Origin of the sequence: Stenotrophomonas sp., assembly GCF_050737575.1 — a bacterium.
In the GTDB taxonomy this organism is placed as follows: Bacteria; Pseudomonadota; Gammaproteobacteria; order Xanthomonadales; family Xanthomonadaceae; genus Stenotrophomonas.
The window spans coordinates 67,179-93,584 of record NZ_JBOHXW010000009.1; the positions used below are offsets into that span (position 1 = coordinate 67,179).

At 59.1% G+C, this 26,406-nt stretch carries 15 protein-coding genes; 5 read left to right on the top strand and 10 right to left on the bottom strand.

Annotation, left to right across the window (positions count from 1 at the left end):
• Positions 1–282 precede the first annotated feature (282 nt).
• The 6 genes from ACREP4_RS15600 to ACREP4_RS15625 form a co-directional block, all read right to left on the bottom strand.
• On the bottom strand, positions 283–2,475 hold the full coding sequence (locus ACREP4_RS15600) for a DEAD/DEAH box helicase (RefSeq protein ID WP_431597109.1): 2,193 nt from the start codon (positions 2,473–2,475) through the stop codon (positions 283–285).
• Positions 2,476–2,479: 4 nt separating this feature from the next.
• Positions 2,480–3,778: an ATP-binding protein gene (locus ACREP4_RS15605; protein WP_431597110.1), complete on the bottom strand. Its 1,299-nt coding sequence runs from the start codon at positions 3,776–3,778 to the stop codon at positions 2,480–2,482.
• Complete coding sequence (locus ACREP4_RS15610; RefSeq protein ID WP_431597111.1) at positions 3,775–6,351, bottom strand: TerB N-terminal domain-containing protein; 2,577 nt, start codon at positions 6,349–6,351, stop codon at positions 3,775–3,777. Before ACREP4_RS15610 ends, ACREP4_RS15605 begins: the two co-directional genes overlap by 4 nt.
• A 949-nt stretch (positions 6,352–7,300) precedes the next feature.
• The gene (locus tag ACREP4_RS15615; protein WP_431597112.1) at positions 7,301–7,741 is read right to left on the bottom strand and encodes a three component ABC system middle component; all 441 of its coding nucleotides are present in this window, start codon (positions 7,739–7,741) and stop codon (positions 7,301–7,303) included.
• Positions 7,738–8,952: an ABC-three component system protein gene (locus tag ACREP4_RS15620; RefSeq protein WP_431597113.1), complete on the bottom strand. Its 1,215-nt coding sequence runs from the start codon at positions 8,950–8,952 to the stop codon at positions 7,738–7,740. The genes ACREP4_RS15615 and ACREP4_RS15620 overlap by 4 nt, the downstream gene beginning before the upstream one ends.
• Positions 8,953–9,154: 202 nt before the next feature.
• Positions 9,155–10,234, bottom strand: coding sequence for a site-specific integrase (locus ACREP4_RS15625; RefSeq protein ID WP_431597114.1), 1,080 nt, complete (start codon positions 10,232–10,234; stop codon positions 9,155–9,157).
• Positions 10,235–10,338: 104 nt separating this feature from the next.
• Between ACREP4_RS15625 and ACREP4_RS15630 the strand changes: the two genes are divergently transcribed.
• Together ACREP4_RS15630 and ACREP4_RS15635 are read left to right on the top strand one after the other, a co-directional pair.
• The gene (locus ACREP4_RS15630; RefSeq protein WP_431597115.1) at positions 10,339–11,256 is read left to right on the top strand and encodes a DNA-binding protein; all 918 of its coding nucleotides are present in this window, start codon (positions 10,339–10,341) and stop codon (positions 11,254–11,256) included.
• Positions 11,257–11,336: 80 nt separating this feature from the next.
• On the top strand, positions 11,337–11,891 hold the full coding sequence (locus ACREP4_RS15635; protein ID WP_431597116.1) for a cyclin-dependent kinase inhibitor 3 family protein: 555 nt from the start codon (positions 11,337–11,339) through the stop codon (positions 11,889–11,891).
• Positions 11,892–13,171: 1,280 nt separating this feature from the next.
• On the opposite strand, the gene ACREP4_RS15640 is transcribed toward ACREP4_RS15635, so the two are convergent.
• Positions 13,172–14,737, bottom strand: a complete 1,566-nt coding sequence (locus ACREP4_RS15640; RefSeq protein ID WP_431597117.1) for a 3'-5' exonuclease — start codon at positions 14,735–14,737, stop codon at positions 13,172–13,174.
• Entirely contained in the window at positions 14,671–15,840 is a 1,170-nt protein-coding gene (locus ACREP4_RS15645; RefSeq protein WP_431597118.1) for a formylglycine-generating enzyme family protein, read from the bottom strand. Before ACREP4_RS15645 ends, ACREP4_RS15640 begins: the two co-directional genes overlap by 67 nt.
• Before the next feature lie 75 nt (positions 15,841–15,915).
• On the opposite strand from ACREP4_RS15645, the gene ACREP4_RS15650 reads away from it, so the two are divergent.
• A complete protein-coding gene (locus tag ACREP4_RS15650) occupies positions 15,916–16,293 on the top strand; it encodes a helix-turn-helix transcriptional regulator (RefSeq protein ID WP_431597119.1) in 378 nt (125 codons plus the stop codon).
• Between the two features lie 78 nt (positions 16,294–16,371).
• Positions 16,372–16,776, top strand: a complete 405-nt coding sequence (locus ACREP4_RS15655; protein WP_431597120.1) for an OsmC family protein — start codon at positions 16,372–16,374, stop codon at positions 16,774–16,776.
• 151 nt (positions 16,777–16,927) lie between these two features.
• Here the strand turns inward: ACREP4_RS15655 and ACREP4_RS15660 are convergent, their stop codons facing one another.
• Positions 16,928–18,004 (bottom strand): DUF2268 domain-containing putative Zn-dependent protease, encoded by a 1,077-nt coding sequence (locus tag ACREP4_RS15660; RefSeq protein WP_431597121.1) that lies wholly within the window; start codon positions 18,002–18,004, stop codon positions 16,928–16,930.
• 60 nt (positions 18,005–18,064) lie between these two features.
• Positions 18,065–18,637, bottom strand: a complete 573-nt coding sequence (locus ACREP4_RS15665; protein WP_431597122.1) for a PAS domain-containing protein — start codon at positions 18,635–18,637, stop codon at positions 18,065–18,067.
• Between the two features lie 507 nt (positions 18,638–19,144).
• On the opposite strand from ACREP4_RS15665, the gene ACREP4_RS15670 reads away from it, so the two are divergent.
• Entirely contained in the window at positions 19,145–26,380 is a 7,236-nt protein-coding gene (locus ACREP4_RS15670; RefSeq protein ID WP_431597123.1) for an autotransporter domain-containing protein, read from the top strand.
• Positions 26,381–26,406 lie beyond the last annotated feature (26 nt).

The following is a 26,406-nucleotide window of genomic DNA, read 5'->3' on the forward strand; positions in this document are numbered from 1 at the left end:
ACCAGTGAACTCGGACGGAAAAACCCTGAGGAATTTGCTCTGAAACACGGGTCCCGAGCGAACTCTTAGGCCGGTGGAACGCTGGATTCTCTACTTTGATGTGCACCGGTGATCGAGGGTAGGTCTAGTGTGAGAACGTTGTTTGGCAAACCTGAAAAGCTTGGAATGGCCTTGATCGCCTTTTCCATGCGCTCTGGAACTGCGTCTGCAGCCACTATCACAAGTGCTTTTCTACTTAACCATTCAGAACTTAGAAGCGCGAACGTTTCTTGAGGGTGCGTACTAATCCACACCCCGGCTGGTTTTATGGTGAGCCTTTAGCCAATCCAAACCTTCGGCTACATTCAAACACAGCGAAGCGTAGGAGTGCTTGAGAAGGCGCGGGGGCAGCAGGCCATCCCATTTTTGGCTGGCAAGATTCTTAGCCTTGACGAGTAGCTCCTCGCTCCTTGGGGCAGGCTGTAACACGATTGCTGCGATTGCTTCTAACAGATGGTTGTGGGTCCTCGAGCCTTTGGTTACCTCAACCCCGAGTCTGCCGGCCTGTGCGTTGAAGTCTCTCGCACCGAGAAGGCACGCAATGGCTTCGTTGGCAGCGTCTCCGGCCCAGGTGAGGAGGAGAAAATGACTTCCTTGATCAAGTAGGGTGTTCTCGTCGAGCCCCAAGTGTTCATAGGCGCTCTTGCCTTCGTTTAAGAAACGGCTTGCTGTGGCGTCCAGAAATGTTGGGCGAAGTTCACCGCGATAGAGCGCTCGCATGGTCTGACGGATTCGGGTATGCACACGCCCCCCGTTCCCATTGAAGATCGGAGGGCTTCCACCTTTGGCTGTCAGGACATAGATCGTCTTCTGAGCCTCATCGACTTGCTCTACAAGCCAGGTGCGCCCACCAAAGAGAATGCGCTGGCCGGTTGCGAGCATTTGCGTGATTGGCAAGGTTCCCAGAGTTTTTCCCGCCGCCACAATGCGGAATTCTTCATCGGCCATGAAAGCGGCATAGAAGGAGTAGTGGTTGACCAGTTTGTCGCCGAGCGGCCCGTGAAGGAGCAAGCCGGAGCTATCCTGGATGAGGACGTCTTGCTTCCCAAGATGGCGCAGGAGTTCTATGAAGGATTCGCTTGAAAGCCCTTGGAATGGCGCGCCGGCGGCGCACAGTAGCTGATACGCCTGGGGGGCATAGAGCCCGCCATACTGAGCAATTGCGGACAAAAGCTGTTGGACAAGCGTCGACAGGTGAGCGCCGCCAACCACAGGGGGTTCGAACCACTTATCGATGAGGAGCAACGCAGAAGCGATGGAATGAACTGTGTCCAGCCTCAAGCGGGTCTTCAGGTCGGAGTTGGAGTCGATGGCATCCTCTATGACGTATCCGCGAAGGGTGGCCGATTCACCTTTGCGCCGCCCCGATCGGCCCATACGCTGCCTGAGGCTGGCAACCGATGGGGGTGCCCCGATCTGAGCCACGCTCTTCACGGCGCCTATGTCGATCCCCAGTTCGAGAGTGTTCGTGCAGATCGCGGTCGCTGGACGCTCCTTCTGCTTCAGCGCAGCTTCGGTGTCTGACCGAATCTCCTTGGAGAGGTTGCCGTGATGCGGCCAGAACTCGCGCGGGCGATTGGCGTGCTCGCTGATCTCGTTCAGAAGGTGGGTGTAGCGCTCGACCTCTCGCCTACTGTTGGGAAAGATCAGATTGTTCGTGCCGGAAAGCACCTGATGCAGATGCTTGGCGACGGCTAACGGCGCCACTTCTTCGTGCTTGGCATCGTGGGGGGCAGGAGGCTCTTCAAACCCTTTGAGTATGAGCTGGAGTTCATCGTTCCCAGATGGGGCATCGACGATTGCGGCCCTGCCGTCCGAGCGAAGGAAAGTCGCCGCGGCTTGCATATCTCCCAATGTTGCCGATAGCCCAATCCGAGGAACTCTCCGCCCCAACACAATCTCCATGCGATGCATCAGCGACTGGAGCTGCTTTCCTCGCTCGCTTCCAATAAATGCGTGGAGCTCATCGACAATGACGAAAGCGGTGTCCTTGAAAATACCCGCTACCGACGTGCCGCGATTACACAGCATCGCCTCCAAGGATTCCGGTGTTATCAGCAAGACCCCCGCTGGCTTCCTGAAGAAGCGTTGCTTGGTGGTTGAGCCTATGTCTCCGTGCCAGGGCCAGACAGGTACATCCAGATCCTCGCAGAGACGATCTAGTCGCCCGAACTGGTCATTGATCAGGGCCTTAAGAGGACTGATGTAAACGATTAGTCCATCCGTGCCGCCATTCAGAAGGTGGGTCAGGGCTGGAAGGAATGCGGCCTCGGTCTTTCCTGATGCTGTGCTGGCTGCAATGACGACATCGCGATCTGCCGGAAGGATGACAGGTATCGCCATTTCCTGGACAACTCGCAGCGTCTCCCATTGCTCCGCCCATAGGTAGCGCTGGATGCCCGGATGAAGCGAATGGAAGGCGCTGGAGGTGTTCATGCGTTTACAGTTTGAACGAGGTCAGTTCGTCATCTTCGACCACGTCGAGGTCTCCTTCGCCGCCAAGGTCAGGTTTGATCTCGACAGAACCGATCAAGGACTGCCACTCGGTACCTGGATTTTGTTCAAGCACCGCAAGCAGATTGATGAAGGCGGTGATGGTGGTCCGAGGTGTACGGAAGAAGCTGTCGCCGATGCGATTGGCGCAATGTTCCATGAACTGATGAACGGCCTCATCAGGAAGGAAATACTTGGCTTGGTCGCCGCCGGCATAAACATGGCGGATCTTGGTCAGAAGAACGTAGAAGTCTTCGGCCGTGAGGCTGGAGAGGCGGACCACAGGTCCGCTGAAATCGACCAGCCCGTTTGTGGCGAAGGTGTTCTGCGCGAGGCGGCTTTGCAGTGCTTGGTAGCTGTAGACGCCCCGGCGCGTGTCCATCAGGAAATCGGGGGTCCCGCCGAGGACGAAGCCCAAGCCAACCGCCGTTCCTTGGAGCGAGTCGTTAAGCATGCGCAGGAGTTGCTCGTAGTTGGAGTTTCGTGCCTGAGCGTTGGCGAGCTTGTAAAGGTTAACCAACTCATCCAGGCATACGAGTAACCCACTGTAGCCGGCCAGACGGATGAATCGCCCCATGAGCTTGAGCTGGTCATAGACGGATGCGTCGTCAACAATTGTGCGGACGCCAAGCGCGGCCTTGGCATCCGTACGGGTTGTGAATTCGCCGCGTAGCCACCGGATGGAATCGGATTTCAGCTGTTCATTGCCTTCTTCAAATCCACGCCAGTAAGCAGCAATGACATCGGCAAAATCGTAGCCGTTGACCAGCTCCGTCAGTTGTTCCAGTTTGGCGCGGATGACTTGTTCGGTGGGGACGTCTTTTGCCTTGGATTCGGATTTTGCGGTGGCGATGAACTTTTCAACCACTGCAGGCAACGCGCCGCCGTCGGGCTTGGTTCGTGTCGCCAGATTCCGCATCAGCTCCGCATACAGCGACCGCGCTTGGCCGCCGGATGCATGGAGCCTGCGATCCGGGTTCAGGTCAGCGCTGGCTACGACGAGCTTTCGCTCCATGGCAATGGCGCGAACCAGGTTGAGGAAGAACGTCTTACCGGAGCCATACTCTCCGATCACTAGGCGGAAGGAAGATCCACCATCGGCGAGCCGGTCGATATCGCCGACCAGCGTCTCTACCTCGCGGGCGCGTCCAACTTGAATCAGGTGCTGTCCTGCGCGGGGGACAACGCCGGCGCGGAGAGACTGGACGACCGCGTCGCGGTCCTTGCTGCGAATTGGACTACTCATTGCTCGATCTTCTCAATGAACTCGGGATTGATTTCCAACGGGTCATCACCGTCGGAGAAGGGAATGTCATAGGCGTCGAAGGAGGCATCATTGATCTGCTCCAGCGCACCATCCAGCATCAACTCAAGGTCTGCCGCGCCGTCTTCTAGCTCGGTACGAGTCCAGTTTGGCCGAGACAGCATCAGCCGGAGCAATGCGCTGTGTGCCTCGTCCAGGCCCAACAACCCATTGCTGGTGTCAGGCTCTTCATCCACAGGTGCCGAGCAAGCCTGTTCGTGGCTGGTGTCGGGCTCTTCCTCTGTGAAGATATTCGCGAGCAGGGCGGAGACCTTGGCTGTGTCGCGCTGTAGCGCTGCGATGCGCTCAGGATCCAACTGGAACGGGGCGGATTGAGTGGACTGGGGTTGGGTTTTGCCCAATCTCGGCGCATGGATGTCGCTGAAGACTCGCTTGGGCTCGACGCCCAAGGCTTTGTAGACCTTCTCCAGAAAGCGCACCTCCTCCGGCGACACCATTCCGTCCACCTGGGCGAGTGTGGCCATGGACGCCGCGATCGCCTCCTTGGTTGTACTGTCCAGCGGATCAAGCTTCTTGCGCAGTGATGGCAGGGTAATCGGCGACGCAGCAAGCAAGTCCAGATGGGCGCGCAGGCGCCTATGGTCCGCCGGGCTGAGGTGCGACCAGCCGTCGATCTCTAGAGACAGGTGCTCCAGCTCCTGTGCGCTGAAGGAGCCGTCCGACTGAGCGACTGCCGAGGCGAGCTGCAGGGTAAGGATGGCTGTTTGATACGCCGCTGCGTCCGTTTTGTGCGACTGACCTGGCAGGAGTGCAAAGATCGCGATCGGATCGGCTTCCGACGGTGCTCGGGCTCCCTCCAAGACATTTGGCTCCATCCCGACATACACGCTTTCCAAAGCGCGTGCGAGATCGCGAACCTTCTCCTTGCCAAGGGGGGCGGGGCTGGGTCCGAACCGAGCGGTGAGCTCGGTCAGCTGAGTGGTCACATTGCCTGCTTGGACGTCCTCTGCAATTGAACGGAGGATGCTCCTTTGGCTTTGGGGCCAAATGCTGGACGGCAGCAGAAGCAGCGCTTCCAGCCCATCCCTCAAATCGGGGGATTTGCCGACCAAACGGCTATAGGCAGCGAGCTCGTCGGTACATTGCTGAACAACCTCGAGCAGATCCTTCAGTGGTGCCCGAAGGGCCGTGACGTCAGGAACGTCTCCGAAGGTCTTAGCCTTTGGGGTTGCGCCATAGAAGGCGGGAGACGCTGGTTGTCGCACGAACTTTAGCTTGGTGCGGTTCTTGGGGAGCACCAGGCCGCTGCCAAACAGCTCATGATAGCGCTCTATAAATAAGCGATCGAACTCGTCGGCGCACCGTACCGCGGCGGTTCTTAACGAAACCTCCGGGTTTAGTCGAATCCAGGCCAACGCCAACGGGGCAGGGATGGGCGCGCGGTCAAGCGAGCATTGGCCCAGAGCTAGGCGAACGTAGAAGGGCAGTTCATAGGAGCGATCAAATGGAGGAACTGGCTTGGAGTAGAGCTTTTCTTCGACCGAATCCAGCTCCATCCAGTCCAACAAACTGTTGGTAAATCCGCGGATCGGGCCATAGACCTCGCCATAAACAGATACCAAGTTCCGAAGGGCTTGTTTGATGGCAGGCCAATCCTTTCTCGACTCTGGGTCGGTGTCCGAGTCAAGCAGGATTCGGCGCTCTAGCCCGAAGAGGTAAAGGCGCACGTAGTTGATGGAGCAGCTGGGGTCCGACCGGTCTGATGCCAGCCAGTTCAGGTAGGCACGCCGCTCGCTGGGTGACAGCTGAGCGTAAGCGAGCCAGTAGCTGGTGGGCTCCTTGTAGTCGCCGTAAGGAGCGACAGCCAATACGCCGTTTACAAGGCTGGGCTCGGTGTCACCACTTGGTGAATCAAGCTTTACGCCGGTATAGAAGAGGCCGCCTCGAATGGCTACCCCGCCAATCTCGATCATCTCATCGGCACCAAGCCATCGGGTCTCCGCCCAGCCTTCCGGCGGGCGAGGGACGGTGAACTCCGTGGAGGGAACGTCAGCAGCGATCACGACACGATGCAGCTCTTCCATTCCTGTAGCGGATCCCGATGTTGTCAACAATTGACGGCGCATAGCTGTGCTGACGGGAGGGGACGCCTGGCGCTCTTGGGGCAGGCTGTGATCGTTGTGAGCGCTGGTCCTCAACTTCGCCTCAACTCGGATGGGGTCAGCGGAAGAAACTCCGAGCTTGGTGATATGGGCCTTCACTTCGCTCAGGTTTCCTGGCCGGCTTGGGCCACGTGACTGCGCCGCAAAGACTGTCAAAGCTGCCAACAACCTTCGAACCCCGTCCGCTTTTGTCGGAACCTGTAACTGCACCTGTTCCGTAGAGGTATCGGTAGCCTGCGCTGCAGCAGAGCGCTCGACTACAGCCTTCATTGCTTCCGCCAGATTTCCAGCCTTCGTGAGGATGGCGGAAGGAGAGGATTCTTCCTGCGACAGGATGTTTGGCCCCTGCTGCGAGGCCAAAACATCCGGACCCAAGACCGGAGCCTCGATCATGGAAACGTAGGCTTCGGTATGAGTGCTCGGGGCCGTATCCGCCCATGGCGGCGAGAGAGCCAATCCGATTGAGCCTTGGGCGCTTGCTGCCACCTCTGGTGAAGCTAGTCCAAGGCTTCGCACCGGTGTTTCATCCAGGCCTGTAGAGTGGATGGCGGGTGGGTCAGAGGCCTTCCATAGCTCGGCAAGATCAAGAGATGTCTCGCTGCGGATGGACGTCCGTTGTCTGATCGGCTCCTTGGGCTCTGCTTTGGGCGCCGAAGATTGGATGAGCTCTGCCAGTGTGGGTTCTGACAACGGTGCGGCAGCTAGGGTTTCTTTCTTATCAGCTCGCCATCTGAGCCAGACCCACAGGACAAATCCTATGGGCGCAGCGAGACTGAGAACGATCCAAATCTCTCTTGGGATAAGCCAAATAATAGCCAAAATACCTACGATCCAACCGGCGGCTGATTGATTTTTTTTCGCCACATGGCCCCCTGCCTACGGCGCTTCCTTGAAGCCCATAGTATCGCCAGAACCAGTTGGAGATTGTGGCGGGCAGGGGATTAGGAAGATTTATCCGGGGGTGGGTCAGTTAGAGGCTATCCGTTATCAGGATTTGGGAGTTTTATCGGGAGTACGACTAAGGGGTGTCGCCTCCGAAACCTTGTTCCGATCTACGGCAGAGAAATCAGCATGTTTGACCTCGGCCAGCTCCTTCGCACTCATTTTCTGTGTTGGTTTGTTTGACGAAACGTCCGTAGCTATCTGACTTGGTTGCCATATTGTTCTTGAGGCAGGGTATGGCCCTACAATGCGCTGATAAGGAGGGGTTATCTATGGATGAGCAGGTCGAAGCAGCGTGTATTTCTCTGGATGAATTTACGTCGGCAGTGGGGCGGTCGTTTAGTGGAGTGACTAATCCCCTTCAGCTGCAGATCGGTTGGATGGCACCTGCGCTTACACCTCAGGAAATTGCCGCTGTGGCGAGGTCGCGACCATACTTATTGATCTTGCGCACGTTCAACTCGGGAATAAGCCGGTACCCATCCAGAGAAACAAGTCCGCTCGATGCTGCGACCGCGACTGCCTGCCGGACAAGCGGAGCGATGGCCTTGGCCCGATCGGAAAATCCAACCAAGGCAGATGGATGGACGCTCAGCCACGCTGCCAAGCTCGTGCTGATGGCTCGGGGAAGAGTCTCGCGCGTCACTTTTTGTAAAACGGCTGGCAAGGCAACAAATGCCAATGCGTAAGGGAGGCCACTGCCATTGCTCTCCTCTTCGTAGCCTTTAGCGGCGCTGTAAATCAATGCTCCCAAGAACGCAGGGTTGAGCAGGCGGACCTGTTCTGGCGGTTGCTGGCGCCATAGCGGCTCCATGAGCCCAGGTTCGCGGTGGATAGTCATGCTGCGACCCCAGGGATTGAAAGCAGATGTCGGAGTCTGGCTTCAAATTCTGGGTGCCAACCGATGCGCAACTCATTGGCCATCATGTGCAAGGACCCACGACAAATACTGGGATGGTCGACGTTCTTGCGGATAGGGAGGCACGCAGATTCCACCCACTTGAAAACGGCGCGTGCCATTCTTTGTTGCGCTTCCTCTGCTGCTTCATGGCCAAGCTCGTCTAGTGCTTGGGCAAACGCGATTTCCCACTCTTCGTGGAGCGTGCGCTCATAATTTTTCAAGTCACCCACCAGAACCAAGCTCTCACGAACCCAGCGAGAACGCTGTTCAAAGGCACGGTAGTAGTCTCTGACTGCTGCAAGAACGCGCGAGTGGTGAACCCCTGCCAATCTTGCTTGGTGCACGAACAGCTCGCTTTCATAGGTGGAAATCTCTACCTCGTGCTCAAATATGTCGTCGTCGACGGGGAGGGCGCTGACAAGCTGGTGGCGAACATCGTCCATCTGAGCCTGAAGGGCGGAGCAGCGTAATGGCTCTTTGGATTTCCCAATCAGGTGCTTCAAGCACTGAGTGAACCACCATCCCTCTAAACGGCTGACGAAAGACTCCACGTGATCCCTTCGAACGGTGAAGCGAACCTCGTGTCGAATGTCATCGCCCACCTGTTCAATGTTGGGTTGATTGGGCGCAATGACGATGGAGGCGACAAGGGCTTTTTGTTCGTCCGAGCTCAATGCTTGGAAAGCGGTATAGGCGGCTGCGTTGCCGGTGTTTGCTGATGTCTGTGCAACGTCTCGCATGGCAGTCAGCGCAGCGTCCTCATCGCGATTCATTGCCAAGAGCCTGCTAGCGATGGAGCCTTTTCCCACCATTTGTGTGGTGATAAGTATCAAGCGATCAATTGGCGTGACAGCCCCAGATTTCCGGCCTTCGATCCATACGCGCAACGACTTCCAGATATCTGGAGAGGCATCGGTGAGGTTAGCTTGCGCGTTGGAGTGATGTTTGAGCTGAAAAAGCTCCAGAGCGGTTCCGGTCTTTTCAAAGACGACGTCGTCTAATGTCTCCAAAAAGATCGAGAAATCCTCGTCGTCTGCGGGATTGATGCGACGCAAGGCGGTCAGAAGCGCCATGCGGATCTGGTAAAGGTATCCCAGCGCTGAATCGCCAGCGCCAAACGCGGTGCTCGTCCCTGCAGTCGATCCCGTCATCGGAATCCCCAATCCCTTGCCTGTTGATCGCATCTTGCCAGTCGTTACGACTGGTGCCTCCCGGCGACGCATCGTATCGTCGCATCAATAACGCTCAGGGTCCACTCTCGACGCGCTCTAAGAGATTCACATGCATTGGATTTGCCATACCGATCATGCCCCCCCTTTCTCCCCGCCGCACAATCTTGCAGCCCTTCTAACCTTATTTAAGCAATCTTGCGGCTGGATTATCTTCTGCAGCCCCCGATTGAAAATAGCCAATTACGCTCGCCACTGAGCGGTGCTCAGTCATGGCCATCACCGCGGGCAGGGGGACACCCTGCTTGCCAGCTTCAGTCACGAACCCCGACCGCAGACTGTGGGCTCCAAAGTCCCCTTCTAGCCCCGCTAAGCCAGCCCGTCGCTTGACGATCGCGGCTACGGAGCCCGGGAGCAGGGCAGGCCCCACCCGGTCCTTCCAGATACGCCGAAAGATAGCACCGTCATTGATCCCAGCGGCCTCGAGCCAGGCTGCCAGAGCCTCAGCGCTGCGACCGAGAATTGGCTTGTCCGGCGTTGAGTCCACTGTGACCCCGGCCTGCTGGGTTTTCGAAAACACTAGCCGATAGATGTAGCCGTCTTCGCCGACCTTGCGCAGGTCGCGCATGTCCGCAGCGGCGATCTCGCTACGGCGGCGTCCACCACTGGCAAAGCCAAAGCAGAGTAGGGCACGGTCACGCAGGCCTTCCAAAGTGCCATCACAAGTCGCCAGCATGGCCTCGAGCTCGGGGCGCGTGATGGCGGTCTTCTTGGTCGGCCGCTCACCGCGTTTGACTGAGGCTCGGCGGGCACGACTCAACAGCGTCCTAACACTGGGCAGCTCGCACGGATTAGTCAGTCGTTTGAGTTTGTGGGCCGTGGACAGCACGGCCACGCGCTGGACCACAGTCGACAGCTTCAACGGCCCGACCTTGGCCTTGAGGCCGGCGGCCACCAACGCCTGATCCAACGTCGGCGGCAGTTCGCTGATCAGGCCGGTCTTGCTCTTGCGCTGGATGTGATCGACCAGGAACTGGATCACCACGGCCTCGCTCACGGGCAACGTGAGCTCGGCACCGAACCGTGCCTGATGCCAGCCGGCCCAGTAGCGCAAGGCGGTGGCATAGCTGCGCGTCGTATTGGCGGCAGCGGCTTCGGCCAGCAGTTCGCGGACCGCATCGGCCGCTTGTTGCGCCAGCTGTTCGGGCAAAGCCAGATGGCTGGCGGTCGCTGGGAGGGTCGGCATTCTGTTATTTTGCTTCATACTATGTAATGTATGCTACGAAATAGGGCGTGTACTTGCGATAATCATCACTTATCGCGAGTACGCAATCAACAGAGTAGGGCGCCAATACAGGAGACGTCAGCATGGCCCGCGGCATCACCGAATCCGATGTGCACACCGCCGCCGACGAGCTGGTCGCCAACGGCGACCGCCCGACGGTAGAACGCATCCGCGCCCACCTGGGGACCGGCTCCCCCAACACCGTGACGCGCTGGCTGGACACCTGGTGGAAAAATCTGGGCCTCCGACTGCAGCCGAAGCGGCCAGATTTGAAGGACGCGCCGGCGGTCTTGGCCGAGTTGGCGGGGCAGTGGTGGGCACTGGCTTTACAGCATGCTCGCGAGTCGATTCTCGAGGAGCTCACCGATGCCAGGCAGACGCTTGCAGCCGAGTACGACGAACTGCGGGTGCAACAGCAGACCTTTGCCGAGGAGGCCTCCGAGCTCCACGCCAAAGTAACTGCCTCGGCCCAGTCAGAGCGCCTGGCACTGACCCAGGTGGCGGAGCTTCGGCAACTCATCAATCAGCTTCACTCGCAGATCGCAGAGGCAGCCCAACAACGTGCTTCCGAGGATAAGCGACTGGAGCACGTTGAGTCTGCGAGGCGGACCCTGGAAGCTCGACTACAGGAGCTTCAGGAACTGGCCAGATCTGAGCGCGAGAGCTTTATGGAACATGCCAGATCTGTCGAGAATCGCGCTCTGCGCGACATTGACGTAGCTCGACAGGAGGCGAAAACAGCAAAGCTTGAACTAACAGCGCTTCGAAAAGAGGCCGCTACGCTCGAACGCAAACAGATCGAAACAATCGAACGAGCGCAGGCTAGTGCATCCAACTTACGGCAAGAACTTGCTAGCCAGCGGGCACGAGCAGATGCATTCGAGACCCAGTTATCACAGTTGAGAGATCTGCCAGCTGCCCTGGAGGCGGCTTGGCGAGAACGCAAGCCCAACGACAAGAAGCCAAGCCGTTCACGACGAGTGTTGAAAGCGAAGTCATAGAGCTAGGGGGGATAGCGGTCGCGTTTGCTCAGACGCCGCTACCGCACTACGCTCGACAAGCCCCAGCAGAGAGACCTGCCATGTCCCGCACCAGCCTCAGCCACCCGTTACATATCGCAGAACTTTCGGTGGGAAGCGCAAACGGTGCGATCGGAATCACGTTTGCTCCAGGCAAGCACCAGACTCAAGCGTGGACTGGCGAATGGACGCGCGATCTCGACACGGATCTTGCGGCGATCAAAACATGGGGAGCGACGTATCTGATCAGCTTGATTGAGCCTTTCGAATACGACGAGCTGAGGATTTCTCAACTTCCAGCCAGAGCGCAAGCATTCGGACTGATGTGGCACGGGCTTCCTATTGTCGATGGCGCAGCACCAGATCAACGATTTCTGGACCAATGGAGGCAGCTTGGTCCGGAGTTGGCGTCGGCGTTGAACGCCGGTGCTCGTGTTGTCGTCCACTGCAAGGGAGGTCTCGGGCGCGCAGGAACGGTTGCTTCGATGCTGCTGCTAGATTCAGGGGCAACCGGTGTACCTGACGAAGCGATGCGCCTTGTCCGTTCGGTTCGGCCTGGAGCCATCGAAACCCGAGAGCAAGAAGTATTTCTACAGCGCTGGGGAGCTCAGAACTGAGCCGGTGGACGCTCGGCTGATCATGACATCGTATCGGAGCACGACATGGTTAAGGAAAAACGACGTCGCGCTGATCAATGTCGAGGCCGATCCGAATGCTGTCTAAGCGTTTGATTGCATTGGAAGCGACTGTCAGCTGACGACATAGTTACGGCTCGCGACATGGTAAAGGAGCAAATGACAGAGTTAGGAGGTCGCTGACAGCAGGAGTCGCGCCAACGTTTGTCCGAACAAACTTAACATAATATACATTATGCGAAATGACGTAATGCGCCGCATAAGCTGGATCTGGCTTTGGCTCACCTCCCACCTACCATCTGTTGGTCAGCGGACAATTCTGCCCCGTTGATGTAGAGATTCTGGTTCGCGAGGCAGACAATCTTGGGTTGCCGCGAGCCACTGCAGATAATTCTGGATGCTAGTTGTCTGGCTGCACAAGTTTCCGCTCTTAGGATCACCTGTCCACCGTGGAAAATTTAGGGCACTCCAAGCAGAAAAGCTGAGCAATCGACGCAGATGTTTTAAAGCAGTTGTGAACAAACGTAGACATTTGCGGTACGCGATGAACCATGTTGACGAAGTAATCAGCGTGTTTTTGCCGTCTTCTTCCTAGGGGCTGGAGGCTTACGGTTACCGCGGCAAAGCCGCCTCAATAGCCGCAGGAATCTTGGTCAGTTGTTCCTCCTTCGACAGATCTGGCGTGTTCCATCAGGCTCTCGCGCTCAGATCTGGCCAGTTCCTGCTCCTCGTGCAACCGGGCCTCGAGGGCTTGCCTTGCTACATTCAACTGATCCAGCCGCTGATCCACAGAAGCGCGTCGTTGTGTCGACTCTGTCAGTTGCGATTGAAGCTGGTCGACGAATTGCCGAAGCTCCGCCACTGAGCCGGGTGGCTACTGGGTTGGTTGGTCGAGATCCGCGCTCCCCCCAACAAGTCTCCCCGTGTGAATGTCCGCTTCCGGCCTTAGACGCAGAGTCGCAGTACCCACGATAAATCAATCTAATCCCCCCGCTCCGCTCATGTCGGCTATCGGCCGAGGCTGTGTGAAAACAAAAGCTGACGTCCCACATGCGTGAGTTTCAGGCCACTCGCAGAAGAAAGCCTCTATTGAACTCGCGAAGAAGGCAGGAAATTGATCATTATTTGATCGCCCTCGAGCTCTCTGAGAGTTTTCACACAGCCTCGGCCACAAGCAGACCGTTAACGGCAAGCCTCGATGGCCAGAAATGCAGGGAGCAAGCGGGTTTTAAGCTTCCGCTGTAGAGTGTTCTTGGCGAAGGTCAACGAAGGCGTCCTGATACAAGAACCACATACCCCCACCCCCTCTCCAGGACACAATCGGCCAACGTGCCATCTGCCTGATCAGGACGAAACCTCACTACAGCGCTGACCTTCAGCGCTGCGTTGGGTCCACCTACATCATGTTGCTTTGCGAGAAAACCGACCTGCACCAATTGACCTGAGGCCCCGCGGTGCATGAAGGACTTGAAGGCACCGCCGCCACGGCCATCGAGCATGATTGGATCACCTACAGCAACCTCGCTTTCAATATAGCGTTGACACTCATCCGGACTCGGGTTGAATGCGTTTTGTTGCATGGCCCAACCCAGGGAAACATCCTCCATTGACCCCACCAACACCTGCCCTTGCGCCTGCAGGCCTTCATACAGCATGGGATCTTTCCTTCCCCAGCTTCGCTCGCGATCACCGCGGTAGTACGTCAGATTTTTCTTGGCCCGGGTCATTCCCACATACAGAAGCCGCGCCTCTTCGGCAGCATCGCCTGCTAGGTCCGGTCCAAGCCGATCCCGCCAGCTCGACCCAAATTGCATTGCTGAAGGCAAAATTACGACATTGTCGAATTCCAGCCCCTTCACCTTGTGCAGCGTCGAGACGACTGCTGTCGAAGCGCCATCAACCACTCCAGATAATCGCACGAGTTCATCGGTCCTCAATTCCTCGACAAACTGAATCAGCGAGGAAAGATGGGGGAACGAACGCTCTCTGCAACACAGCCTCCACAAATGATCCAGAACCACGTCGGAAGTGTCAGGTCTGGACCACTCTGGAATCCCGTCAGCCTGCACCATCCTGGTAACGATTCCCTGACGCAGATCCTCCGAAAGTGCGTCATCGCTTCGAGCGGCGAGCTCCCTAAGGTGATCCAGCCAAAGCCCTACGTGCCGCAGCTCGGATACACGAAGATTCGCGGCGCCTTGCACGGTCAGGTTGGGCAGCGACTGGCTCAACAGCCTATGCGCCTCCGCAACTTCAGCATTTGAACGGCAGAGTACGGCGGTCGACTCTCCTTCACGACCAGCCAAGCCCTCTAGCATCGTTGCAGTCTGGGCAACCGCCTCGTCCCAGTTTCGACCACCCCACTCAATCGCCTGCCACGCCCCCGCCGAGGCTCCTGTGCGGGCTCCCAATCGGGATTTTTTCAGACGCCGGGAGCGGCTCGTACGCTCGAAGAACCCCGAGATCATCAACTGGCTTCGCTCGACAATGCTGGTTCCGGATCGGAAATTTACCCCTAGAAGGAACTCCCGAAAGTCTTCACCCCCGAATTCGTGCGCGAAATGGTCAAAGTACCTCTCCGAGAACTGGTGAGCACTGCCATCATTCTTCCGTTGCCAGCGCAGGATGTCTTGGTCGTCGTCACCGATCACCATGACACCCGCCCGAGACCCGCTGCCGGCGTGGATATGTTTGATGACCTGATACACGTCATCCGTCACGTCCTGGAACTCGTCTACCAAGACGCATCGTGCTCCGCCGGCTACCCTCTGGGCGAACGAAGGATCCTTTGCCAGGCGAGTGGCGAAATCAGAAAGCAAGGTTTGCATGCCGTCTCTTGGAATCTCGACTCCCTCCCGCGCCAAACTCCGCAGGGCCAGGGCGTGGAAGGTCGAAACTCGAAGGCGGCCCGCGTAGGCTGCATACCCCAGCGACTTGAACAACTCGCGAATCCGCCGCCTGATCTCAAAGACGACTGCCGTGCAGCAGGCCGATAGCGACGACAGTAGTTTGGGGAACACAGATGGGAGCCGCCCTTAAGCACCATTCGTGGAATCGGTATCTGGGGTCGTTCTATGTCGATACTGGCTTGGGCGTCAAAGTTACGCGGGTTGCTGGGAATGCAGCAGGACTTATGCGCACCACCCGAATGCCTATCCATCCAGTAGTCGCTGGTCCACTCCCACACATTGCCGATCATGTCGCGCAAGCCAAATGAGTTCGGTGGAAATGCAAATACCGGAGAAGTTCGCGCGTAACCGTCCTCGCACAGGTTTTGCACCGGGAACTGACCTTGCCACGTGTTTGCTTGATGTACGCCGCCCGGAGCCAGTTCGCTGCCCCAGGCATACTCGGCGTCGCCGCCTGCCTTGGCGGCGAACTCCCACTCCGCTTCGGTCGGAAGTTGCTTGCCGACCCAATTGGCGTAGGCCTGCGCATCGCTGAGTGCCACATGCACGACGGGGTGGTCTTCCAGCCCATCGAGATTGCTGCCGGGACCCAACGGATGACGCCAGTCAGCACCGAAAACGTAGGTCCACCAGCTCAAACAGTCGCTCAGGTCGACGTGAATGGCTGGGGGCGTAAAGACGAGCGACCCCGGGCGGAGCATGGATGGATCTGCCCCCGGATATTGGTCCTCATTCGGAGATACTTCCGCACAGGTAACATATCCCGTCGCTTGCACGAACTGCGCGAACTGTCGATTTGTCACCGGCGCTTCATCCATGAAGTACCCATCGACCCTGACGTTATGTGCGGGTGACTCCTCAACATAGTGACTATCCGATCCCATGCGGAATATTCCGCCGGCGATCCATACCATTCCATGAGCGGACGTCCTGATCACTTCGATTCCTTGCGAGATCTCGACCATGCCGAAGTCTATGCAAGAAATTCGTGCCGTTGCTATCCGCAAAACATCGGCAGGCATCTCAGTAGTTTTGCTGGTGCATAACCGTGCAACGCCTGCAGCCCGTTCTCTCGCATCAAACAAGCAACAAGGTGCTTGCTACATGTCTCTCCTATCTCCCGCAGGTCAAGGAGCACCCACTGCGCTCGGGCATATCTGATTAGCGGGCCGCCTACCGCGGAAAAAGACGATGGAAATATTTCACTCATCCGCCAAGCCATGTCTTCTGAACAGCGCTTGCGGTTTCGTTATCGAAGTCAGCAGAAAACGATGGTTCGCGTTGTCTGGCCAATTGCAATCGGTTTTCTGAAAGGCGCAAACCAGATGGCTGCCCAGTGTGAACTACGGAAGGATTTCAAACACTTCCGAATAAACCGAATAGAGTGTACCGAGATCACTGAGCAATGCTTCGGACGCTCACGCAGGCAGCTTCTCAAGGATTGTGATGTCTCCATTCGACATATAGCGCCGTAGCTGGTGCGTATTTGAGTCACCATTTTGAAACTCGGTGCAAGGCGGATTGGAGTCGGGCATCGCAGCTAGGCGGCAAACGTGAGAGGAAACAGCAAACACCTGCAGCTGCACGACAGTGCAGCGGGCCTGCTCGGTTATGGACTGGCACCGACCTTAGAAGAACACCTGATCGGCGTTATCACCACCTGCCCCACCCACATCTTCGAAGTGCAGGCAGGCGCCCGCAACGTGCTGTTCGACTCACTGGAAGTCACCGCCGATACCGAATTGACCCCGCGTTTCAGCAAGAACGTCAGCGGCCCCGCGCACTTCCGCAACATCCATTACAAGGCACGAATCGAGTCACCCGCCTCGGAGCAGGAAATCCTCGCGCTGCGCGATGTGGTCGAAGAAACCTGCCCGCTGTACAACCTGATCAAGGATGAGCAGACGCTGGAAGGCGGTGTTGTCCATGGTGCATATACGGGCAGCACTGGCAGCTGATGAAGAGATGGGCGGTTACGGCTCGCTCATGTAAGCAGCTCACGGCAAGTGCCATGGCATTCCATGGCACTTGGTTTGATTCCAGTTCGTCGGTTCAATCGGCTTATCGACCAGGATCAGCCTTGGCTGGCACCAGTAAGCGCCGCGAGCCTCACTCGATTTCAACTCCCGGCCTCCATCCACTACTGGCCAGTATCGTTCGCGCATCACGCATCGTGATGAGCTCCTGCAGCGCCTTGCGCTTGTCCTTGGCGTTGGAATAGTAGGCCTTGGAGATCCGGTAGCCGACCCAATAGCCCAGGTCCTGCGGATTGGTGGCGGTGGAGTTGTACAGCCAGTTCGACAGATCGGTGGATGCCATGTCGGTCTGGAACTTCGTCTCGATTTCCAGCTCCCGCCCCTTCACCAGATTGGCCATGTAGGCATAGGCGACATCACCGGTTAGCAGTTCCGTCACGAATTCGGCCGAGCCTTCGACAACCGACAAATCAAGAACCGTGGGATTCTCCTTGTCGGTCAGTTCCGGGTTCTGTTGAACATGGATGAACTCGTGAACCATGACGCGGACCAGGCGATCCTCGACATTCGGATTGATGAAGGTCGTGGCACACAGTGCCTCCAACCCGATGTTGATGCCGTCATTCGGGCCGGCAACCGCCACCGGTCGGCCGCGTCCCACCGAGATCGTAACGGGCGGGAACTGCGCTTCTGAATACAGCTCGGAAAAGCGATTCAATGCGCTTCCCACACGCGCCTTGGCGGCAGGCAATGCCGCAACGCATTCGCGTGCACGCACGTAGATTTCAGGCCGGTCGTTGATGGCCTTGGCGATGCGTTCACCGGTGATCTTGCGGATGCTGGCAAAGTGTTTCAGGCCATCAGTGCCCTGATCCAGATAGTCGCGCTGCAGCTGTTCTGCCGTCGGCTTGCCATCGGCGGTATCATAGATCGCATAAAACCGCTCGACGTCGCTGGTACTTACGACGGGCTCAGCGCTCGCTGAAAAAGCCAGCATCGAAACAACGGCACCAAGACCGAGAGTTTTGACGGAGAACAACGTTGTCCGTGATGGAAACCGACGAACATGATGCGAGAAATCGGCTACATCTGATTGCTTGGGAATCGACACGGGAAACCTCTCGAATTTCGATTCAGGAAGGATCGTCTTGCGATGGGTATTCACTGCCACGAAGATGAAGCGCGCGCAGGTGCGCGGGTAACGCGGCATGGGCAGCCGGGCATAAGTATGCCATTGACCCGCCGCGGGCCCAGGAGGCGGCATGACGGATCAGAACACGCCGTCGATCTTCATTGCCTTGAGCCACAGGGCCATCAGCCCGGCGCGGCTACGCACACCGAACTTTCGGAAGATCTGGGTGACGTATGAATGCGTGGTGGAGACCGCAAGGCCAAGCTGCTCTGCGATCTGCTTCTCGGTGGCTTCGGTGAGCAGCAGCTGTAGCACCTTCTTTTCGTGAGGTGCCAAGTGGGCAATGCAAAGCAGTTCGTCAATCTTTGAAGACAGCGGTTGCCGCAACGCAGTCACATCCCGGGCAAGACCAATGCGCAACTGCTGCGCCTTCAGCCAACGTGCCGACCACATGACCTGCACTTCATTGCCCGCCTTGTGCAGGTAGCGGTTCTCGAAACCGACCCGGGCGCCACTGCGCACTACCTTGCGTGCCTCGCGCAGGGTCCGGTCCTGTTCGTGGCGTACCACCAGATCAAGCAACGGCACGCCGGTCAGCTCGCCGGGGACATATCCGAAGATGTCTTCGCAGGCGGCACTGGCGTAGGCAATGCGATGACTTGCATCAACCATGAACACCGCATCGGGCAGTTGGTCATAGATTTCAAACATGCTTTCACTGCCAAACGGCGCCATTGCCTTCCCCCGTGAACTTCGGCTCCACCCCGCGCCCTGGAGCGGACGAACGAAGAAGGCTTGTCAGCACGGATCGTACCGGAGTGTTGCCGAAAAAGTGGATCGCCTAAGCCTGCATGCCTGAAGCCGCAAGCTGCTGATTAGCAGGATGGACGGGGTTGAAACCCGTTATCGATAATCCCGATGGAATGTCCCCCGGAACTGCTGACTCGCCTTGATAACGCCTACCTCAAGTGAAACAAAGTGTGAGGAAGCTACTCCCGCGCGTGATGATTTTCCTTATCGGCTCTCTACCCTTTCGCGACGGTCCCGCATCGCATAGCAGAAAGGCTGTCGTCCTTACCTGCTTTCCCACGGGTGCCTCAAGCATCCAGTAGTGCCCGCCGGACCGGGGATGGTCCTGCCTTCCACTCGACATATCGGTCGCCGCCGCATCCGGCCGCGGCCTTGCTTACTCGTTTCCGCAACTTCCAAGAGCTCATCATGAATCACGTCTACCGCATCGTCTTCAATCGCGCCCTTGGTCTGTGCCAGGTGGTTTCGGAACTGGCATCTGCGCATGGCGGCGGCGCGAAAGCGGTGCGCCTGGTGCTGCGTCCTTCGCTTCTGGCCAATGCCTGCCTGCTCGCACTGGGAATGACGGTGGTGGCAACGGCAGGCGCACAGACCGTGATCGAGAACCGGGTGATGGAGGTCGACAGCCCTGCTGATCTAAGCGGTGACGTGACACTGGGCAGCAATGGCGAGTTGCGAGGTACTGCCGATGTCACCTTGGGAAACCGCCTCAGGATCGAAGCGGCGACAACGCCGACCATTTCCGCTACTGCCGGCACCACGCTCACACTGTCAGGTGGCTACGATCTAGGGCATGAAGCCGGACTTGCCTTCGGCTCTGCAGGCCACACGGGCACGGTGGTTTACAGCGCTTTTGGCTATCAATACCAAGGCACGCCTGGGGCACTGAACGTCAATTACGGCACGCTGCGCGCAGGCACAGCCTATCTCCCGTCGCTATTGCAGGACATGCTGTCGACCAACATCGCCGCCGGCGCAACCTTGGATCTCAACGACCAGAACAGATCCATACCTACAGCCTCGATCACGAACCTGCAAGGCGCCGGCACCCTTGTAACGGGTACGTTGGCGGACTCCGTTGTTGCCATCGATGAAGGTACTTTCGCCGGCGCGATCCTAGGCGCCGGCGGAATTGAAAAGCGTGGCAGCGGCACATTGACCCTGCGCAGCGTCAACACATACAGCGGCGGCACCACCATCAATGGCGGCACCCTTGCACTGGGGGCGGGTGGTAGTCTGGCAGCTGCGGGTGCTGTGAATCTGAGTGATGCCAGCGCAGTTTTTGACATCTCCGCTGCAACGGTCGACCAGACCATTGGCAGTCTGGCAGGCGTTGCCGGCAGCACCGTCACATTGGGCGCGACGACGCTGAACATCGGCAGCAACAACAGTTCGACCCTCCATGCAGGCAGCATCAGCGGTACCGGTAATCTGATCAAACATGGCACGGGTGGACTGACACTGACGGGCAGCAGCAGTTACGATTTCACGAGCATCTACGGCGGCACGCTGACCATCAAGGACGGCGGCACGGTCAGCAATGAAACCGGACACATCGGTCCGTCTTTGGGCTCCATCACCGCGGCCACAGTGAGCGGGACGGGCTCCACTTGGGCCCACAGCAACGAACTGGTCGTTGGCCTTCTAGGCACGGGCGTGCTGACCGTGGCGGATGGGGGCACGGTCAGTAATCTCAACGGAGTCATCGGCTACACATCGAGGGGCAATGGCCAGGTTACGGTGACCGGCACGAACTCCACCTGGAGCAACAATGACCGGCTTTCTGTCGGCAGCGAAGGCAGGGGCACTCTGTCCGTGGCGGACGGCGGCAAGGTATCCGTCAACCAGAGCAGCGGTCCACTCCATATCGCACAGTTCACCGGCTCCACTGGCACGGTGAACATCGGCGGTGCGGTCGGCGAAGCTGCGGTGGCGGCTGGCACGCTGGAAGCCAGCGAACTGCGCTTTGGTGCGGGCACCGGCAGTTTGAATTTCAATCACACCGATGCGGCATATGCCTTCGGCACCCGGATCACCGGCGCCGGCACGGTCAATCAGGTCGCAGGCACCACCCTGCTGACCGGCGCCAACAGCTACACCGGCGGCACCGTGGTGAGCGGCGGTACGCTGGCCATCAACGGTTCGGTGATGAGCGATGTGCAGGTGAATGCCGCCGGCACGCTTGGCGGCAATGGCCACATTGGTGGCAACGTCAACGTGCTGGGCACCCTGTCGGCCGGCAACAGCCCCGGCACCTTGAACATCGGCGGCAACCTGGTGCTCGGCACGGACTCAACGAGCGTGTTCGAACTCGGTCAGGCCGATGCTGTCGGTGGGCCGGCCAATGATCTGGTCGAAGTGGGCGGTGATCTCACCCTCGGCGGCACCTTGCAGGCACAAGCGGCCTCGGCAGGCTGGTATCGCTTGTTCAATTACGGCGGCACCCTCAGTGGCGCCTTTAGCGTTACCGACGTCAGCTCCTCACGTACTGGCTTCACTGTGGCCAGCCATGCGGTGGATACGGCCAGCGCCAACCAGGTCAACCTCACGGTGCTCGCCGCCGGCCAAAGCATTCAATTCTGGGATGGCTCCAACACCAGCCCCAGCGGTAGCGTTGGGGGCGCCGGAGGTATCGGCAACTGGACCAGCGCCGATACAACCTGGACCAATGACAGCGCGACCACCAACAGCAACTGGGGAGGCTCGGTGGCCCATTTCGGCGGCACCACAGGGACCGTCAGCGTGGTCGGCACGCAACGCTTCGATACCTTGCAGTTCGCCAGCGATGGCTATGTGCTCACCGGCGGCACCCTGGCATTGAGCCCGGCCAGTGGCAGCTACGCCACGATCAACACCGATACCGGGGTCAGCGCCACCATCGACAGCAACCTGATCAATAGCGGTCTGCGCAACGGTTTGATCAAGGTTGGCAATGGCACCCTGATTCTGCGGGGTGCCAATACATACAGCGGCATCGGCACCCAGGTGCTCGGTGGCACCCTGAGGGTTGCGCATGATTCGGCACTGGGTAGCCACCAGGTGGTGGTCGACAACGTTGCCGGCAACAACGCCACCCTGCTGGTCGATGCGGGAATCAAGCTTGCCAACTCGGTGTTCATCGACAATAGCGGCACGCTCGACAACTTTGGCACGATTGAGCAGGCCGGTAGCGACTTCGGCGTGGGATCCATGGGCGGTGCGACCATCAACAACGCGGCTGGGGCATCCATCCGCAGCGACGGGCATGGCGTCCTGCTATACGACGGCGGCACCATCAACAATCGCGGCGGCGAAATCAGCGCGGGCAACTGGGGTGTCCACATCACTGGGGCTAGTGGCCAGGTCAACAACGATCCCGGTGGCAGCATCAGCGGTAAGATCATCGGCGTGATGTTGATGGAGGGGGGTTCGGTCGCCAACAGCGGTGCGGCCATCACCGGTACAGACACGGATAGTCTCGGCATCCAGGTCCTTGGTGGCTCCGGAACGATCACCAACGACGCAGGAAGCAGCATCACCGGCGATGCATCCGGCATCCTGCTTGGCGCCGGCGGCACGGTCATCAATCATGGCGGGGCGATCATCGCCAGCAGCACCACTGGGACCAGTCGCGGCATCAGTATCGACGGCGGTGCGGGAACGGTCATCAACTCCGCCGGCGGTATCATCAGCGGACAGCGGCAAGGCGTGATCCTCGCGCAAGGTGGCTCGCTGAGCAACGAGCTCGGCGCCACGATCCATGCCGGCGAAACCGCGGTGTACGGCTACGAAGCAACCACGCTGCGCAATGCCGGCATGATCCAAGGTGATGTTTCTCTGAGTGACAAGGTCAATCAGGTCTCCCTGTTTACCGGCTCCCGCATCGACGGCAATCTGGAGATCGGCAAGCACAAGGCCTCCATGCTGACCCTGGACGGCAGCGGATCACAACTCTTTTCGGCTGCAGTTACCGGCATCACGCATCTGGAAGGCATCCTTTTCAAACAGGGTGCGGGCGGCTGGATCATCGATAGCGAGCTGACCCAAGGCAGTACGACCATCGCTGCCGGCGTTCTGCAGATCGGCGATGGTGGCACCAGCGGTTCGATCACCGGTGACGTGATCAACAACGCCACACTGGCGTTCAACCGCAGCGATGACGTGATTTTTTCCGGCGACATTTCGGGTAGTGGCGTGCTGCAGCAGCTAGGCAGCGGCACCTTGTCGATTGGCGCGGCGACGCACACCGGCGGCACCCTCATCACCAATGGCACCTTGCAGATCGGAAATGGCGGCAGCACTGGCGCGCTCGGTGGCGATGTGGTCAACAACGCCACACTGGCCTTCAACCGCAACACGCTCTTGACGGTGGCTGGCGACATTTCCGGCAGCGGCGCGGTGCAGCAGCGCGGCAGCGGCACCACCCTGCTGACTGGCAACAACATCTACACCGGCACGACCTCGGTGGATGCGGGCACGCTGGAGGTCAATGGCAGTCTGCTCGGCATGGGCGCGGTCTCAGTCGGCGATGGCGGCACCCTCGCCGGCAGCGGCACGATTGCCGGCGCCGTCACCATCCACGATGGCGGCACGCTCCAGCTGCTGCGGGGGGGCACCTTGCACACAGGGGCGCTCTCGCTTGGCGCTGACGCGCAGGTCACCGCAATACTCGGCCTGCCCTCCTCTACCGCCCTGGTTGCAGTCAACGGTGACCTGGCACTCAACGGCAGCCTCAATGTGCTTGATGGCGGCGGCTTGAGCGCAGGCGTCTATCGCCTGGCCGACTACACCGGCGCGCTTTCCGGTGTGGGCCTGGCAGTGGGCAGCAGCGACTTCAGCGTGCAGACATCGGTCGCCAGACAGGTCAATCTGATCAACAAGGCAGGACAGACGCTGCAGTTCTGGGATGGCGGCAGCGCCGGAAACTTCAACAACAGTGTGATCGATGGCGGCAGTGGCATCTGGACCACGAGCGGCCCCAACTGGACGGATCAGGATGGCACGCTGAACGGCCCTGCCACACCACAACCGGTCTTTGCCATCTTCCAGGGCAATGCCGGGACCGTGATCGTCGACAACGGTCGCGGTGCGCCGGTTGCCGTTACCGGCCTGCAGTTCACCACCGATGGCTATGCCCTCACTGGCGATGTACTTGAACTGATGGGCACCAACGCGATCATCCGCGTAGGCGACGGCGCGCTCTCGTCCGTGAGTGCGCACATCGCGGCCGAACTCACCGGTAGCGCCCATTTGATGAAGATGGACGGTGGCACCTTGATCCTCTCCGCTGACAACCACTACAGCGGCGGAACCACCATCAGCGCCGGCACCTTGCAGATCGGCAAAGGCGGCGTCAGCGGCTCGATTACCGGTGACGTGATCAACAACGCTGCATTGGCGTTCAACCGCAGGGATGACGTGGTGTTTGCCGGCGACATCTCAGGCAGCGGAATCCTGCGGCAACTCGGCAATGGCACCACCACGCTCAGCGGGAACAACAGCTACAGCGGTGGCACCGAGATCATCGCAGGCACCCTGGAGGTCGGCGATGGCGGTACCAGCGGTGCGATTGCCGGTGATGTCCTCAACAACGCTGCGTTGGCCTTCAACCGCAGCGATGACGTGGCTTTTGCCGGCAACATCACTGGTAGCGGTGTGCTGCAGCAGATCGGCAGCGGCACTACCACGCTCAGCGGAAGCAACAACTACAGCGGTGGTACCACCGTCACTGCAGGCATTCTGCAGATCGGCAATGGCGGTACCAGCGGCTCGATTACCGGTGACGTGATCAACAACGCCACGCTGGCGTTCAACCACAGCGATGACGTGGCCTTTGCCGGCAATATCACCGGCAGCGGCGCGCTGCAGCAGTTCGGCAATGGCACAACGACGCTGAGTGGCATCAACAGCTACAGCGGTGGAACGATCATCACCACGGGCACCTTGGCAGGCAACGCGGGCAACCTTGGCAGTGGCGCAATCGATATCGCTGCAGCCGCTACGCTGGCGGTGCAGCAGAGCAGCGATGCGAGTTTCGCCAATCTGTTCAGCGGCAGTGGCCGCATCAACAAGAACGGTGGCGGGACACTCACTGTGACCGGCGACAGCGCCGCCTTCACCGGCACCACCCACATCAACGCTGGCACGCTCGCGGTGAACGGAGCACTGGGTGGCGCGCTGAATGTGCATGACGGCACCACGCTTAAAGGCACCGGCAGCGTGGGCAGCACCGTGGTGATGGCCGGCGGCACGATTGCACCGGGCAACTCCATCGGCCGTTTGAACGTAGCCGGCGATCTCACCTTTGCTGCGGGTTCCACGTACCAGATCGAAGCGACGCCGGACGGCAACGCCGATCACATCCATGCCAGTGGCGCAATCGCCCTGCAGGGCGGCAGCGCCATGGTACTGGCGGCCGATGGCAGCTGGTCGCCAAGCACCACCTATCAGGTGCTCAGTGCCGGTGCCGGAATCAGCGGCGCCTTCGACGAGGTCAGCAGCAACTTTGCTTTCCTCGCGCCGACCCTGACCAACGACGGCCACGTCCTGTCACTGACGCTGGCTCGCAACCAGGTGCTGTTCCCGGCGGTGGCCACCACACCCAACCAGATCGCCACCAGTACAGCGATCGAGAATCTGGGCACGGGCAACGACCTGTACGACGTGGTCGTGCAGCTGGATGAAGCCAACGCCGTATCGGCCTTTGACCAGCTCTCCGGTGAAATACACGCCAGCGTGCGTGCCGGTGTGATCCAGGACGGTCGCTTCGTGCGTGAGGCCGCCATCGACCGCCTGCGTCAGAGCGAAGGAGCGCAGGATGCCGCCAATGACGTGTCTTCCCATGGCAACGCGTGGGGACGGATGTATGGCAGTTGGGGTCGCCAGGACGGCGATGGCAATGCGGCACGCAGCAAGCGCTCCACCGGCGGCATCGTGGTCGGCGGCGACCGCCATTTCGACAACTGGAATGTCGGCCTGATGGCCGCCTCCAGCCACAGCAAGCTGGACGTCGATGCCCGCCGCTCGCACGCCAAGGTCGACAGCTACCAACTTGGTCTCTACGCCGGCACCACACTGGGCGATGCGGCAGAGCTGCGCAGCGGTGTGCAGTTCGGCCGTCATTCGATCGAAACCGATCGCACCATCACCTTCACCGGTGTCAACGAACGCAACCGTGCCGACTACGCTGCCAGCAGCGTCCAGGCCTTCAGCGAACTGGGCTGGAAACTGCCGACACGCGTTATCGAGCTGGAACCATTTGCCAACCTGGCTTACGTCGGCATGACCTCGGAAAGTTTCCGCGAGCACGCCGGCATCAGCGCACTGAGCGCACGCAAGGAGAGCACCGACACGCTGTTCTCGACGCTCGGCCTACGCGCCGGCAGCACCTTCAGCGCAGGCACCGTGCAGGCCAACTGGCGGGTGATGGCGGGCTGGCGGCATGCCTTCAATGACGTGACGGGCAACGCGCGGTTGGCCTTTGCCAACGACGACAGCAGCTTTGCCATCAATGGCCTGCCGGTGGCAGACGACACCTTGGCAATCGAAGCCGGTGCCGAACTCAGGCTGCGCTCGAACCTGACCGTAGGCGCCGCCTACAGCGGCCAGCACGGTGATGGCGCCCGCGACCACGGACTGAAGGCCAATGTGACCTGGGTGTTCTGAGTCGCGCGAGTAACGCGAGGGTCCCG

What these genes read in the sequence shown, in the direction of transcription:
- ACREP4_RS15670 (WP_431597123.1), top strand. Translation starts at nt 19,145, where the DNA reads ATGAATCACGTCTACCGCATCGTCTTCAATCGCGCCCTTGGTCTGTGC.
- ACREP4_RS15660 (WP_431597121.1), bottom strand. Translation starts at nt 18,004, where the DNA reads ATGCCGCGTTACCCGCGCACCTGCGCGCGCTTCATCTTCGTGGCAGTG.
- ACREP4_RS15635 (WP_431597116.1), top strand. Translation starts at nt 11,337, where the DNA reads ATGTCCCGCACCAGCCTCAGCCACCCGTTACATATCGCAGAACTTTCG.
- ACREP4_RS15605 (WP_431597110.1), bottom strand. Translation starts at nt 3,778, where the DNA reads ATGAGTAGTCCAATTCGCAGCAAGGACCGCGACGCGGTCGTCCAGTCT.
- ACREP4_RS15610 (WP_431597111.1), bottom strand. Translation starts at nt 6,351, where the DNA reads ATGATCGAGGCTCCGGTCTTGGGTCCGGATGTTTTGGCCTCGCAGCAG.
- ACREP4_RS15625 (WP_431597114.1), bottom strand. Translation starts at nt 10,234, where the DNA reads ATGAAGCAAAATAACAGAATGCCGACCCTCCCAGCGACCGCCAGCCAT.
- ACREP4_RS15615 (WP_431597112.1), bottom strand. Translation starts at nt 7,741, where the DNA reads ATGACTATCCACCGCGAACCTGGGCTCATGGAGCCGCTATGGCGCCAG.
- ACREP4_RS15620 (WP_431597113.1), bottom strand. Translation starts at nt 8,952, where the DNA reads ATGACGGGATCGACTGCAGGGACGAGCACCGCGTTTGGCGCTGGCGAT.
- ACREP4_RS15645 (WP_431597118.1), bottom strand. Translation starts at nt 15,840, where the DNA reads ATGCCTGCCGATGTTTTGCGGATAGCAACGGCACGAATTTCTTGCATA.
- ACREP4_RS15665 (WP_431597122.1), bottom strand. Translation starts at nt 18,637, where the DNA reads ATGTTTGAAATCTATGACCAACTGCCCGATGCGGTGTTCATGGTTGAT.
- ACREP4_RS15600 (WP_431597109.1), bottom strand. Translation starts at nt 2,475, where the DNA reads ATGAACACCTCCAGCGCCTTCCATTCGCTTCATCCGGGCATCCAGCGC.
- ACREP4_RS15640 (WP_431597117.1), bottom strand. Translation starts at nt 14,737, where the DNA reads ATGCAAACCTTGCTTTCTGATTTCGCCACTCGCCTGGCAAAGGATCCT.
- ACREP4_RS15630 (WP_431597115.1), top strand. Translation starts at nt 10,339, where the DNA reads ATGGCCCGCGGCATCACCGAATCCGATGTGCACACCGCCGCCGACGAG.